The organism is Sphingomonas sp. LH128 (assembly GCF_000293195.2).
Classification (GTDB): Bacteria; Pseudomonadota; Alphaproteobacteria; order Sphingomonadales; family Sphingomonadaceae; genus Novosphingobium; species Novosphingobium resinovorum_A.
Genome location: NZ_ALVC01000190.1, coordinates 1 through 11,346, shown reverse-complemented (window position 1 = coordinate 11,346; position 11,346 = coordinate 1). Strand labels below are relative to the sequence as shown.

Annotated in this window: 16 protein-coding genes; 8 read left to right on the top strand and 8 right to left on the bottom strand. The window is 67.8% G+C overall.

The annotated features are described in order from the left end of the window. Positions 1–216: 216 nt before the first annotated feature. Positions 217–780 carry a GNAT family N-acetyltransferase gene (locus LH128_RS15715; protein WP_008830645.1) on the top strand — a complete coding sequence of 188 codons (564 nt, stop codon included), beginning with the start codon at positions 217–219 and terminating at the stop codon, positions 778–780. Between the two features lie 22 nt (positions 781–802). Here LH128_RS15715 and ygfZ read toward each other — a convergent pair whose 3' ends face one another. Together ygfZ and LH128_RS15705 are read right to left on the bottom strand one after the other, a co-directional pair. Continuing rightward, complete coding sequence (gene ygfZ, locus LH128_RS15710; RefSeq protein WP_008830644.1) at positions 803–1,552, bottom strand: CAF17-like 4Fe-4S cluster assembly/insertion protein YgfZ; 750 nt, start codon at positions 1,550–1,552, stop codon at positions 803–805. Positions 1,553–1,592: 40 nt separating this feature from the next. Then, positions 1,593–2,507 (bottom strand): LysR family transcriptional regulator, encoded by a 915-nt coding sequence (locus tag LH128_RS15705; RefSeq protein WP_008830643.1) that lies wholly within the window; start codon positions 2,505–2,507, stop codon positions 1,593–1,595. 115 nt (positions 2,508–2,622) lie between these two features. Here LH128_RS15705 and LH128_RS15700 point away from each other — a divergent pair, with 115 nt between their 5' ends. The 4 genes from LH128_RS15700 to LH128_RS15685 all read left to right on the top strand — a co-directional run bounded on the left by LH128_RS15700 (position 2,623) and on the right by LH128_RS15685 (position 5,185). Continuing rightward, positions 2,623–3,321, top strand: coding sequence for a pirin family protein (locus LH128_RS15700; protein WP_008830642.1), 699 nt, complete (start codon positions 2,623–2,625; stop codon positions 3,319–3,321). A gap of 84 nt (positions 3,322–3,405) precedes the next feature. After that, a complete protein-coding gene (locus tag LH128_RS15695) occupies positions 3,406–3,984 on the top strand; it encodes a nitroreductase family protein (protein ID WP_008830641.1) in 579 nt (192 codons plus the stop codon). Positions 3,985–4,128: 144 nt separating this feature from the next. Next, positions 4,129–4,461 (top strand): hypothetical protein, encoded by a 333-nt coding sequence (locus tag LH128_RS15690; protein WP_008830640.1) that lies wholly within the window; start codon positions 4,129–4,131, stop codon positions 4,459–4,461. Positions 4,462–4,477: 16 nt separating this feature from the next. Further along, a complete protein-coding gene (locus LH128_RS15685; RefSeq protein ID WP_008830639.1) occupies positions 4,478–5,185 on the top strand; it encodes an HPP family protein in 708 nt (235 codons plus the stop codon). A 109-nt stretch (positions 5,186–5,294) separates the two neighbouring features. On the opposite strand, the gene LH128_RS15680 is transcribed toward LH128_RS15685, so the two are convergent. From LH128_RS15680 to LH128_RS15655, 6 genes are all read right to left on the bottom strand, one after another. Beyond that, positions 5,295–5,726, bottom strand: a complete 432-nt coding sequence (locus LH128_RS15680) for a hypothetical protein (protein WP_008830638.1) — start codon at positions 5,724–5,726, stop codon at positions 5,295–5,297. 124 nt (positions 5,727–5,850) lie between these two features. Then, the gene (locus LH128_RS15675; RefSeq protein ID WP_008830637.1) at positions 5,851–6,291 is read right to left on the bottom strand and encodes a molybdenum cofactor biosynthesis protein MoaE; all 441 of its coding nucleotides are present in this window, start codon (positions 6,289–6,291) and stop codon (positions 5,851–5,853) included. Position 6,292: 1 nt separating this feature from the next. Next, complete coding sequence (locus tag LH128_RS15670; RefSeq protein WP_008830636.1) at positions 6,293–6,547, bottom strand: MoaD/ThiS family protein; 255 nt, start codon at positions 6,545–6,547, stop codon at positions 6,293–6,295. Between the two features lies 1 nt (position 6,548). Beyond that, positions 6,549–7,568: a GTP 3',8-cyclase MoaA gene (moaA, locus tag LH128_RS15665; RefSeq protein ID WP_008830635.1), complete on the bottom strand. Its 1,020-nt coding sequence runs from the start codon at positions 7,566–7,568 to the stop codon at positions 6,549–6,551. Beyond that, a complete protein-coding gene (locus LH128_RS15660) occupies positions 7,565–7,924 on the bottom strand; it encodes a Rossmann fold domain-containing protein (RefSeq protein ID WP_008830634.1) in 360 nt (119 codons plus the stop codon). Before LH128_RS15660 ends, moaA begins: the two co-directional genes overlap by 4 nt. Beyond that, positions 7,921–8,292, bottom strand: coding sequence for a dihydroneopterin aldolase (locus LH128_RS15655; protein WP_008830633.1), 372 nt, complete (start codon positions 8,290–8,292; stop codon positions 7,921–7,923). Before LH128_RS15655 ends, LH128_RS15660 begins: the two co-directional genes overlap by 4 nt. 213 nt (positions 8,293–8,505) lie before the next feature. Here LH128_RS15655 and LH128_RS15650 point away from each other — a divergent pair, with 213 nt between their 5' ends. From LH128_RS15650 to LH128_RS15640, 3 genes are read left to right on the top strand one after another with little or no spacing between them, the layout of a single operon-like run. Then, complete coding sequence (locus LH128_RS15650; RefSeq protein WP_008830632.1) at positions 8,506–9,282, top strand: alpha/beta hydrolase; 777 nt, start codon at positions 8,506–8,508, stop codon at positions 9,280–9,282. A 5-nt stretch (positions 9,283–9,287) separates the two neighbouring features. After that, entirely contained in the window at positions 9,288–10,169 is an 882-nt protein-coding gene (locus tag LH128_RS15645) for a hypothetical protein (RefSeq protein ID WP_008830631.1), read from the top strand. A 10-nt stretch (positions 10,170–10,179) separates the two neighbouring features. Beyond that, positions 10,180–11,172, top strand: a complete 993-nt coding sequence (locus tag LH128_RS15640; RefSeq protein ID WP_008830630.1) for an LLM class flavin-dependent oxidoreductase — start codon at positions 10,180–10,182, stop codon at positions 11,170–11,172. The last annotated feature ends 174 nt before the right edge of the window (positions 11,173–11,346 follow it).

Genomic DNA, 11,346 nt, shown 5'->3' with positions numbered 1-11,346 from the left:
CCGCCCCCCCCGCCGCCGCGCCGCCTGATCCCTCCAATTAACCACTGAAAACGGCGCTAGGGGTAGTCCCCTGGCGCCGTTCTCATATCCGGTTAACCGGCGCCTGCGACGATTTCATCGCTGATCGCGAAGGATTCGCACCAAACTGCGTGCATCTGCGCCGACTTGCGTGCATGATCCGAGTCGCAGGGCACTAGCACGACGGAGAACCGTGGAATGTTCGTCCGCACGGAGAGGTTGTTTTTGAGACCGGCATGGCCGGAAGACTTCGACGATCTTGTCGAGGCTCTTTCGGACGATGACGTTCAGCGCACTGTCGGCGTGGCTCCTTTGCCCCGTTCGGCGGAGGAACTGCGCATCTATCTGGACCGGCCGCGAGATCCGCGCCTTCCCCATTTCTTCATGTATCTGCGCGCGCCCGGCGGGCCGCAACTGGTCGGAAGTATAGGGTTGGGTCGGAGCGACAGCGCGCTCGGCGCCAAGGAGATCGAGGTCGGCTACTGGATCGTCCCGAGATATCGGGGTCGCGGCTATGCCGGAGAGGCCTTGCGTGCGGTGGTGAACCAGGCGCGCTCGCTCGGCCATCTGCGGGTCATCGCCAGCCACTTCGCCGACAGCCGGGGCACGCAGCAGGTGCTGGAAAGCGCCGGCTTCCACGATACCGGGCAGGTACGGTCGCGCTACAGCGCCTCGCGGGCGATGGAGCACCCGGCGCGCATCTACGTCGCCGATCTCGACCGGCGCCTGAGCCCGCGCATGGAAATGGCCGGAGCCGCCTGACAGGCTGCTCCGGTGCGTTGCCTCAGGCTTCTGCGGCGATCCACTTGGGCATGACGTCGGCCGGGATGTCCTCCACCCGCAGGTGATCCACCGCGAGCCCCAGTTCGGGGTAGGCGGCGCGGCGGCGCTTCTCGTCCGAACGGGCCAGCGGCACCACCACGAGGCGGCGGTTGACCTTCTGGCGCCAGTTCATGCGCGCGGTGTTCTCCTGCCCGACGTAGCAGCCCTTGGTGAAGCTGACGCCGTGCAGGTCCGCCGCGTTGCATTCGAGCCAGAGCGTTTCGCCATCGCCCAGTTCCGCACGGCCTTCAGGCACCCGCAGCGCCAGACGGTGGGCGCGCCAGGCGGCGTCTGCGCCGGTTTCTTCCTCGGCCGGATCGGTGGCATCGACCACCGCGACCCAGCGCTCGCCAAGGGCATGGAGGCGCGGGTCCGGAGCGGCGCCGTCGCCCGTGTGCGGCCGCCAGTGCACGGCGAGCCGGTCGTCGCGGGCAATGTCGATCGCCTTGCGCAGCCGGTACATCGACAGGCGCTTCACCAGCGCGTCGGCGACTTCGGCCTCGCAGTCGATGAGCAGCCCCTTGCCGCCCGGCCAGACGATGAAGTCAAACAGCGCCTTGCCCTGCGGCGTCAGCAGCCCCGTCCAGACCGGCAGGGTTCCCGCCACGTCCGAGGTCACGAGCCCCTGCAGGAAATCGACGACGTTCTCATTCGAATCGGGGCGCGGGGACAGCCGGATCACGGCGCGGTCGAACAGGCGGGTAGCGGTCATGTGCCCTAAGTGGAGCAGCCCGAACCGCCCCGCAAGACCCTCACTTGGTCGATGGACATTTCGCGAGACGTTCGCGCATTTCGTCGAGCACCCAGACGGCGGCGGGGCCGGGCCGGCTGTCCTTGCGCCACAGCGCCACGAGCGCGTAATCGAGCGCGGACCGCTCGGGCAGCTTCAGTTCCACGAGGGTGCCTGCCTCCAGGTCCGCCCTCACGGCATGGCGCGGCATCGAGCCCCAGCCGATGCCCTCCTTGAGCAGCGCATGTTTGGCGCCGAGGTCCGCCAGACGCCACGAGCGCGGGCTGAACACGGAGAAATCGCGCCCCTCCGTCAGCGGCGAACGGTCGGTCAGGACAAGTTGCAGGTGCTTGCGCGTCTCGCCCGGCTCGATCCGCTCGAACTTGGCGAGGGCGTGGTCGGGGGCGGCGACGGGGACCATCTCGACCGAGCCGATCGTCTCGCGCTCGATCTCCGCAAGGTCCATGATGTCCGGCCCGGCGATACCCAGCGTTGCGCGCCCGTCGAGCACCAGCGCGGCGACAGCGCCCAGCGCCTCAATGTGGAGGCGCAGCGGAACCGTCGGAAAACGCACCTGAAAGTCGCGCAACAGGCGGGCGAGCACGTTGCCCGGCACCATCACGTCCACCGCCAGCGACAGCTCCGCCTCCAGCCCCTGCCGCAGACTGCGGACCTTGGCGAGCAGGGCGTCGACGTCGTCGGAGATCGCGTGCGCCTCGGACAACAGCGCGCGACCGGCCTCGGTCAGCTGCGGACGGCGCGAGCCTTCGCGGTCGAACAGGCGCACGTCGAGCTGGCTTTCGAGCTGGGCGATGGCGTAGCTGACCACCGAAATCGCGCGGCCAAGTCGCCTGGCGGCTGCATTGAAACTGCCCTCTTCCACCACGGCCAGAAAGCACCGCAAGTGATCGAGACTGGGCGGAACGACGTCGACCATTCAACTTTCCTGAATAATTCAGCCGAGTTTATCACAATTTCGCGATAGCCACGCGAGGGCTACATGGCACTCAACAGGGCCTTAACGGCACCTAACGCATACAAAGGAGTGCCCCATGATCGAACTGCGTCCCTTCGAGAGCATCGGCGCCGCCAATCACGGATGGCTCGATGCCCGCCACCATTTCTCCTTCGCCGACTACCATGATCCGGCGCGCACCAACTGGGGTCGCCTTCGGGTCTGGAACGACGACACCATCGCCGCCAGGTCCGGCTTCCCGCCGCACCCGCACCGCGACATGGAGATCGTCACTTATGTCCGCACCGGCGCGATCACGCACAAGGACAGCCTGGGCAACACCGGCCGCACCGGCGCGGGCGACGTCCAGGTGATGAGCGCGGGCACCGGCATCCAGCACTCGGAGTACAACCTCGAGGACGAGGCGACGACGCTGTTCCAGATCTGGATCATCCCAGACCGCCGCGGCGAGCAGCCGAGCTGGGGCGCCCGTCCTTTCCCCAAGGAGGACCGTTCGGGCCAGTTCGTGACCTTGGCAAGCGGCATCGCCGGGGACGACGACGCCCTCCACATCAACGCCGAGGCGCGCGTGCTGGGCGCGACGGTGAAGGCGGGCGACACGGTGACTTACGCCACCGACGCCGCGCGCCACAGCTACCTCGTCCCCGCCACCGGCCGCATCCGGGTTGGTGACGTGGAAGCCAATGCCCGCGACGGCGTGGCCATCACCGGGCTCGACACGATCACCGTGACCGCTCTCGAAGACGCGGAACTGGTGCTGGTGGACGCAGCCTGACATAGCGCAGGGGGGTGATTCGAAAGGATTGCCCCCCTGCTTGCGCACTCTCCCTAAGCCCTTAGCAGACAAGGACATATTTCGATGACCGGACGTATCGCCAATCCCAAGATCGAGAAGCTCATCGTCGACCGCTGGAGCCCCCGCGCCTTCGACGGCAGCGAGATGCCGCAGGAAGACCTCGACGCGATCCTCGAAGCCGGTGGCTGGGCGCCCTCGGCTTACAACGTGCAGCCCTGGACCTTCCTCTACGCCAAGAAGGGCGACGCGAACTGGGACCTGTTCCTGTCGGGCCTGATCGACTTCAACGCCGGCTGGGCCAAGGAAGCCTCGGCGATCGTCTATGTCGTCTCCGACAAGTTCTCGCGCTCGGACAAGGGCACTTTCGAGAACCACAGCCACAGCTTCGACGCCGGCGCCGCCTGGGTGCTCGCCGCGATCCAGGCACAGGCGCTGGGCTACCACACCCACGGCATGACCGGCCTGAAGTTCGGCGAGGCCGAAGCCGCGCTCGGCATCCCGGAAGACCATCGCCTCGAAGCCGCCTTCGCCATCGGCAAGCAGGGTGACAAGTCGGTCCTGCCCGATTTCCTGCAGGAGCGCGAAGTCGCCAGCGACCGCAAGCCGCTGGCCGAGATCGCCAAGGCCGGCAAGTTCGCCTGATCCTTTCGGCGCCCGCACCCCTCCCCCCTCCAGTGCGGGCGCTCATCGGCCCGGTCCTCCCAACGGAGGGCCGGGCTTTTTGATTCGCCCAATGATCTTCCCGCCGCCCTGAAATCGCCTTGATCGCATGGCCTCCTGCTCTTCATGCCGATCGCCGACCTCCCGCCCGAACCGCCCGCGATCGCAGCGCCGCTGTTCGACCTTGCGCAGATGCCGCAGGACGGGACGGTCGATCTCCATGCCGTCAAGCCGCGCTGCCCGGTCGGCCGCCCCGGAGAAATCGTCGTCTGCGCGACCAACCCGGAAAAGGAGCGCCTGCGTCCGCTTCCCGATACTTACGAGACGCCGGACGGCCTACCCCGCGCGCAGATGGGCCTGAGCGAAAACTCCTCGCTCGGCGTCGAACTCGATTCGGCGACGCTGGGCGGCGGGCAGGTCAGCAACCGGGCGATGGTGCGCTACAAGCTGAAGTTCTGATAGCCCGCCTATCGCAATGCGAGGCAAATCCGGGCTCGTCACCCGCACCGCTCTGCGCCATAGCGCCGCCATGGTCCGGCACATTCATTCCCTGCGCCTCCACGCCCTCGGCCGTCTGGGCTGGGCGCGCGGCGCGATCGGCGCGGCGCTGGGGATCGCGCTTTCCGGCTTCGCGACATGGGCCCTGCTCGGCGGTCATCAAGCCCACGCCCTGCCCTTCCTCGTCGCGCCGCTGGGCGCCTCGGCGGTGCTGGTGTTCTGCGTTCCGGCGAGCCCTCTCGCGCAGCCGTGGTCCGTGATCGGCGGAGACCTGCTCTCGGCCGCGATCGGCATTTCGATCGGGCACCTGATCGGCAATCCATGGCTGGGCGGGAGCATCGCGGTGGGGCTTGCCATCGCCGCGATGTCGGTGGCGCGCTGCCTCCATCCGCCGGGCGGTGCCTGCGCCCTGCTCTGCGCGCTCGGCGCGGGCGGGCAGGTGCCGTGGGACGCGACGCTGATGATCCCGATCGGCGCCAACGTGCTGGTGCTGTGCAGCTTCGGCTGGCTCTACAACAACTTCACCGGTCACGCCTGGCCGCATGTCGCGCCGCCCCCGCCGGTTCCCGTCTCCACGCGCGAGGACGTCGTCGCGGTGCTGGAGGAATGGGACGAAGTGCTCGACGTGGACGTCGATGATCTCGACGCCTTCGTGCAGGCGGTGCTGCGACGCCGGGCGTCCTGACGCGAAAAGTCCCACCCCCCGGCCAGAAGGGTGGGACTCCCCGAACGTTCCGACGCAGTCTGCCTGAAGGGCTCCCAGCCTGGTGAACCAGATTCAGGCAGGCCCCGCGTCAGGTGAAGGCGACGATGATCGCGACCGCCAGGCCCCAGCACAGGATCAGCACGGGTAGCGTGAGAACCTGGACGGCCGCTTCGCCCGCCGTGAGCCTTCCGTTCAGAGTGTCGATGCCGCGTGCGGCAAGCTGGCCCCATGTTGGCGCGGCGGCATCGTTGTGGGGTTTCATCTTCACCCAGTACCCGGCCAGCCCGAACGCCAAGAGAACGAACCCGGCGAAGATGACCATCGGGATGGCCAGTTCCGGGTTCATGAACGTGGCGGCCATGACACCGATGAAGGCGAGGTAGAGCGCGACCGTGGCGACATAGAAGCCGGTCGGCAGGCCGAAGCTGCGGTCTACTCCAAAGTGCATTGGCGTGCGGGCGGGAACGGCCGTGACCGTAGCCAGACCCTGAAGCTGCTGCCGGGTAAGACGTTGGGACATGATGCTGATCTCCTTGGGTGATCGGCATATGCGCGCCTTCGCGCCATGATTCGTTGATGCGGGTCAAAACCCCCGCCGGAGAGAAGAAATTTCGTCGTCCCGGACTTGATCCGGGACGACGGGGTCACCAGCGCGCGATATCCTCGAAGTCCTGCTCCCGCGGTTCGATCCAGCGCCATTGGCCGCCGGTCTTCTCGCGCTTCCAGAACCACGATTCGCTCTTGAGGTGGTCCATCGCGAAGTCCGCCGCCGCAAAGGCATCGCGCCGGTGCCGGGCAGCGGCGGCAACAAGCACGATCGGCTCGGCCGGGAGCATCACCCCGCTGCGGTGGATCACCAGCAGCCCGTCAAGCGCCCAACGCCCGCGCACGCGCATCGCCAGATCTTGCATCGCCGGAAGCGTCAGCGGGTCATAGTGCCGCAGTTCCAGCGCCTCGCAGCCCGCGCCCTCACGCACTTGCCCAAGGAAGCTGACGATCCCGCCCGCTTGCGGGTGCGCGGCGGTGAAGGCACTCAGTTCCGCTGCCGGATCGAAGCCGGACGTCAGCAGGCGAACGTCGGACATGTCAGCCACCGGAAACCGGCGGCAGGAAGGCCAGTTCGTCGCCATCCGCCAGCACCACGCCGCCCTTTTCGGCGATCAGCGCGCCGTTGAGCGCCACTTTCACCCGGACACCGGCGACGGTCTCGACCAGATCGGGCGTGTAATGCTCCTCCAGATGCGCCAGCAGAGCGGCCCAGCCGAGCGGCACATCGATGCTCATGCTATCCGTCCCCGCCAGCTCTTCCAGCCGTCCGAGGAACACCAGTTTCGCAGTCATCTCACCCACCCGTCATCGACATGTGACGCGCCAGCGCAGGCGCCTCGCCGCGTCCGTCGATCGCGAAGTGATGGCGCTCAGGCTTGATCCGCATCGCCGTGTCCAGCGCCGCCGACAAGGCGCCTTGCGGATCGTCCGAACGCAGCGCCGCGCGCAGGTCCACCTGCTCGTTGCCGCCGAGGCACGCATAGAGCTGCCCCGTCGCGGTGACGCGGATGCGGTTGCAGCCCTCGCAGAAGTTGTTTGTCAGCGGGGTGATCAGGCCGAGCCGTCCGCCGGTTTCCGCGACGTCCCAGTAACGCGCCGGGCCGCCGGTGCGGTGCCCGCTCGGCGCAAGCGTCCAGCGCCGGGCCAGATCCTCCTGCACCGCGACGAGCGGCAGGTAGTGGTCGAAGCGGTCTTCCTCCACTTCGCCCAGCGGCATGACCTCGATCAGCGTCGCCTCGAAGCCCTGCGCGTGCGCCCAGGCGACGATATCGGCGATCTCGTGCTCGTTGATGCCCTTGAGCGCCACCGTGTTGAGCTTGACCTTCAGGCCCGACGCCTTCGCCGCCGCCAGCCCCTCCAGCACCTGCGGCAGCGAATCGCGCCGGGTCAGCCGCGCGAAAGCCTCGCGGTCGAGGGTATCGAGCGAGACGTTGATCCGCCGCACCCCCGCCGCGCGGAGATCGTCGGCGAATTCGGCAAGGCGGGTGCCGTTGGTGGTGAGGGTCAGTTCCTCAAGAGAACCCTGCCCGTCAGTCGCGCTGATCCGGCGGCCGAGCGCCCGGACGAGGTCGATCATGTCGCGCCGGACCAGCGGTTCGCCGCCGGTCAGCCGCAATTTGGTGATACCGCGTGCGATGAAGCCGAGGGCAAGGTCGTGCATCTCGTCGAGCGTCAGCACGTCCTTCTTGGGAAGGAACGTCATCCGCTCCGGCATGCAGTAGGCGCAGCGCAAGTCGCAGCGGTCGGTCACCGACAGGCGCAGGTACGTGATCCTGCGCTGGAACTGGTCGACGAGGGGCTGCGGCGTGCTCATTCGGACGGATATAGCACTCCGCCCGCGCCCTTGCCATTGAGCGGTAGTAATTGTCCCGTCACACCGCCTGCACCGTCAAGCCAGCGTTGCGCCGCTGCCACAGCCTCCCGCCCACCTGCTCCGGCGTCGCTCTCGACGGCATTGACGCGCGAAGGTGCGAAGCGACGGGCAAGGCCCTGCACGGCGGCAAGGCGCCAGGCGCGATGCTCGTGATTCGCGGGCAGGAAAACCAGCGTCAGCGGATCGGCGCCGCCCGACAGCGTCGCCTCGATCCCGGGCAGCAGGCGGGCATGGAAATCGGCCGCAGCCTCGAGCGCGTCGTCCGACAGCGGCCCGAGATGGAGCAACTCGTTCAACGACGTTCCCGCGTCAGGGTCATGCCGATCAGTTCGTTGACCTCGGTGAGCGCCAGCTTGACGATCTTCACCGTCACCGCCTCGACCCGCTCGTCCTGCAGGAACAGCGTCTCACAGACGTGGTCGGCGACCGCCTCGATCAGCTTGAAGTGGACACCCTGTGGCAGCGCTTCCGACGCCGCGAACTTGAGGTCCATGTAGTTCTTGCTCGCCGTCAGCGGCGTGTCGGGGGCGTAGTGGTCCGCGGGCCGCAGCTTCACCGTGATGGTGAAACGCAGGGGCTGCGGCTTGCCGGTTTCCTCCGAGTAGATGCCGGTGAGGACATCCTGCTCGAAATCGGCGACTTCAAGGATCAGCGAATCGGCCATGATGTGGGCGCCTTTAGGGGATGGCGGCGCGGATGGGAATGCCCACCCCGTCCGGCTAGGCCCTGCGGGCCAAGCCTCCCGGCCCTCCCGCAAGCGGGAGGGCGATGCCGCCTTCTTCTCCCCTCCCGCTTGCGGGAGAGGTTGGGGGTGGGCCTTCTCTTAATTCACACCGTCGCCTTGCCCTGCAGCCAACCACTTCCCACTAAGGGCACCATGACTTCGACCAGCTATCTCGATCTCTCCGACGGGCGTTCGATCGCCTACCGTTTCACTCCCGGCACTGGCCCGGTCATCGTCTTCCTCCCCGGCTACATGTCCGACATGGCCGGTTCCAAGGCCGCCGCCCTGTTCGAGATGGCGCGCGCCAGCGGGCTCCCCTGCCTGCTGTTCGACTATTCCGGCTGCGGCGAATCGCCGGGCGACTTTGCCGACGGCACTCTCACGCGCTGGAAACAGGAAGTGCTCGCCCTCGTCGCCGCGCTGGAGACGGACGAGAAGATCGTCCTCGTCGGTTCCTCGATGGGCGGCTGGCTGATGCTGATGGTGGGCCTCGCGTTGGGGGACCGGCTGGCGGGCCTCGTCGGCATCGCACCGGCGCCGGACTTCACCGAATGGGGCATCCCCCAGATGGACAAGGCGCTGCTCGCAGACGGGGAAATCCTCTTCGAGGACAATCCCTACGGCCCCGAGCCGACCCCCACGCACCCCGGTTTCTGGGCAGACGGCCAAGCCAACCTGCTGCTGGAGGGCGAGATCGCCATCGACGCCCCGGTGCGCCTGCTCCACGGCCAGCGCGATCCCGACGTGCCTTTTGAAATCTCCATGAGGCTGGCGGAGAAACTGCGTTCAGCCGACGTGCAGGTCACGCTGATCAAGGACGGCGATCATCGCCTCTCGCGTGATGCCGACATTCGCCTGCTCCTGCGCACCGTCGCGGAACTGGTGCTTCCGTTGGCAGGGCCGCGCGCAGAGGGCACCCCGGAGTCCTGATCCCCATGTCCTCGCTGCTTCTCCTCCTTCCGCTGATGGCCCAGGTCGGCCCTGCTTCCAGCCTGCCGAGTTCGGCACGGCCCTATGCCTCGCAGCTGCCGCTGGAGATCATCGAGAAGAAGGACAAGGAAGACCGCGACCGCCGCGCTCGCGAGGCGCAGAACGTCGCGATGCCTGCCGCCCGCAGCAGCGCCGGTTGCATGAGCGCGGTCGAGGCCAATCCGGAAAAATCCGCCGAACTCGCCCGCAGCGCGCTGGCTGACGCCATCGGGCGCGAGCGGGTGCGTGCGGGCCTGTGCCTCGGCGTGGCGCTCAGCGACCTCGACCGCTGGGACGAGGCGCGAACCGCTTTCACCAATGCCCGCGATGCCGCCGATCCTGCCGACCACGCCAGCCGTGCGCGTCTGGGCGCGATGGCGGGCAATGCCGCGCTGGCCGCCGGGCAGGCGGGGCAGGCGCTCTCGCTGCTCGCCCCTGCAGCAACGGACGCCAAGATCGTCGGCGATGCGGACCTCACCGCCTCGATAGCGCTCGACCGTGCGCGCGGGCTGGTCGCCGTGAAGCAGCCCGACGAGGCCGCCAACGCCCTTGCCGAAGCGCGCGCCGCGCAGCCGGACAATGCGCAGGCGTGGCTGCTTTCGGCCACGCTTTCTCGCCGCCAGGACCAGCTGGCGCTGGCCCAGACCCAGATCGAAAAGGCTGCGAGCCTCGCTCCGCAAGACCCGGAGATCGGGCTGGAGGCGGGCGTCATCGCCATGCTCTCGCACAACGATGCCGCCGCGCGGCGCAGCTGGGAATCGGTCGTCGCGGCCGCGCCTTCCAGTGACGCTGCGGTGACGGCGAAGCAGTACCTATCCCAGCTCGGCTCTCCTGACCCGGCAAAATAAGGTTTCTCCCATGATCCCGATGTCCGTCCTCGATCTCGTCACCGTCCGCGAAGACGGCACTGTCGCCGAGGCGCTCGATATCTCCGTACGGACCGCGCAGGCGGCCGAGCGCGCGGGATACCGGCGCTACTGGGTGGCCGAGCATCACGGCATGGACGGCATCGCGGGCGGCGCGACCTCGGTGGTGCTCGCGCATCTCGGCAATGCGACCAGCACGATCCGGATTGGCGCGGGCGGCATCATGCTGCCCAACCACACGCCTTATGTGATCTCCGAGCAGTTCGGCACGCTGGCGGCGCTGTTCCCCGGCCGCGTCGACCTCGGTCTCGGCCGCGCGCCGGGCGCCGACGGGCGGCTGGCCCATGCGCTGCGCAAGGACATCCACGCCGCGTCCGAGCGCTTCCCCAACGACGTGGTGGAACTGCGTGCCCGGTTCCAGGGGCAGGCGGCGGGCGGCGTTCCTTCGCCTCAGGCCGCGGGGGCGAATGTCGAGATGTGGATTCTCGGCTCCAGCCTGTTCGGTGCGCAGCTGGCGGCGATGCTGGGCCTGCCCTACGCCTTTGCCTCGCACTTCGCTCCCGCCGCACTGGATGATGCCGCGCGCGTCTACCGCGAGCGGTTCGAGCCCTCCGAAACCCTGGCGAAGCCACACTTCATGGCCGCGATCAACGTGGTCGCCGCCGATACGGACGAGGAGGCGGTCTACCTGTCCTCCTCCACCGACCAGAGCTTCGTGGCGCTGCGCTCGGGCAATCCGGGCCGCCTGAAGCCGCCGGTACGCGATTACCGCGCCGGTCTTCCCGGCGCGGCGCGGGCGATGCTGGAGCAGGTCCGCTCGGTCAGCGCGGTCGGCAGCCCGGCGACGGTGCGGCAGGGTATCGAGGACTTCGTCGCGCGCACGCAGGCGGACGAGCTGATCGTCAGCATCGCGACGTACGACCCCGAGGCGCAGATTCGCTCGCTGGAACTGACGATGGACGCGATGAAGCAGCCTGTAGGCTGAACGTTTGTCCAGCAATGCGATGTTGGCTGTCGGGGTAACTAGATTTCGTCTTGGGCATTGACCGCGCGGTTAAATTGCGGAACTCAACGCGCCATGGAAAAATCAGACGTCGTCATCGTGGGAGCGGGACATGGGGGAGCGCAGTGCGCGCTCGCCCTGCGCCAGAACGGGTTC

Excerpts from the sequence above, each read along its gene's own strand:
- LH128_RS15715 (WP_008830645.1), top strand. The coding sequence starts at position 217 with ATGTTCGTCCGCACGGAGAGGTTGTTTTTGAGACCGGCATGGCCGGAA.
- ygfZ (WP_008830644.1), bottom strand. The coding sequence starts at position 1,552 with ATGACCGCTACCCGCCTGTTCGACCGCGCCGTGATCCGGCTGTCCCCG.
- LH128_RS15705 (WP_008830643.1), bottom strand. The coding sequence starts at position 2,507 with ATGGTCGACGTCGTTCCGCCCAGTCTCGATCACTTGCGGTGCTTTCTG.
- LH128_RS15700 (WP_008830642.1), top strand. The coding sequence starts at position 2,623 with ATGATCGAACTGCGTCCCTTCGAGAGCATCGGCGCCGCCAATCACGGA.
- LH128_RS15695 (WP_008830641.1), top strand. The coding sequence starts at position 3,406 with ATGACCGGACGTATCGCCAATCCCAAGATCGAGAAGCTCATCGTCGAC.
- LH128_RS15690 (WP_008830640.1), top strand. The coding sequence starts at position 4,129 with ATGCCGATCGCCGACCTCCCGCCCGAACCGCCCGCGATCGCAGCGCCG.
- LH128_RS15685 (WP_008830639.1), top strand. The coding sequence starts at position 4,478 with ATGCGAGGCAAATCCGGGCTCGTCACCCGCACCGCTCTGCGCCATAGC.
- LH128_RS15680 (WP_008830638.1), bottom strand. The coding sequence starts at position 5,726 with ATGTCCCAACGTCTTACCCGGCAGCAGCTTCAGGGTCTGGCTACGGTC.
- LH128_RS15675 (WP_008830637.1), bottom strand. The coding sequence starts at position 6,291 with ATGTCCGACGTTCGCCTGCTGACGTCCGGCTTCGATCCGGCAGCGGAA.
- LH128_RS15670 (WP_008830636.1), bottom strand. The coding sequence starts at position 6,547 with ATGACTGCGAAACTGGTGTTCCTCGGACGGCTGGAAGAGCTGGCGGGG.
- moaA (WP_008830635.1), bottom strand. The coding sequence starts at position 7,568 with ATGAGCACGCCGCAGCCCCTCGTCGACCAGTTCCAGCGCAGGATCACG.
- LH128_RS15655 (WP_008830633.1), bottom strand. The coding sequence starts at position 8,292 with ATGGCCGATTCGCTGATCCTTGAAGTCGCCGATTTCGAGCAGGATGTC.
- LH128_RS15650 (WP_008830632.1), top strand. The coding sequence starts at position 8,506 with ATGACTTCGACCAGCTATCTCGATCTCTCCGACGGGCGTTCGATCGCC.
- LH128_RS15645 (WP_008830631.1), top strand. The coding sequence starts at position 9,288 with ATGTCCTCGCTGCTTCTCCTCCTTCCGCTGATGGCCCAGGTCGGCCCT.
- LH128_RS15640 (WP_008830630.1), top strand. The coding sequence starts at position 10,180 with ATGATCCCGATGTCCGTCCTCGATCTCGTCACCGTCCGCGAAGACGGC.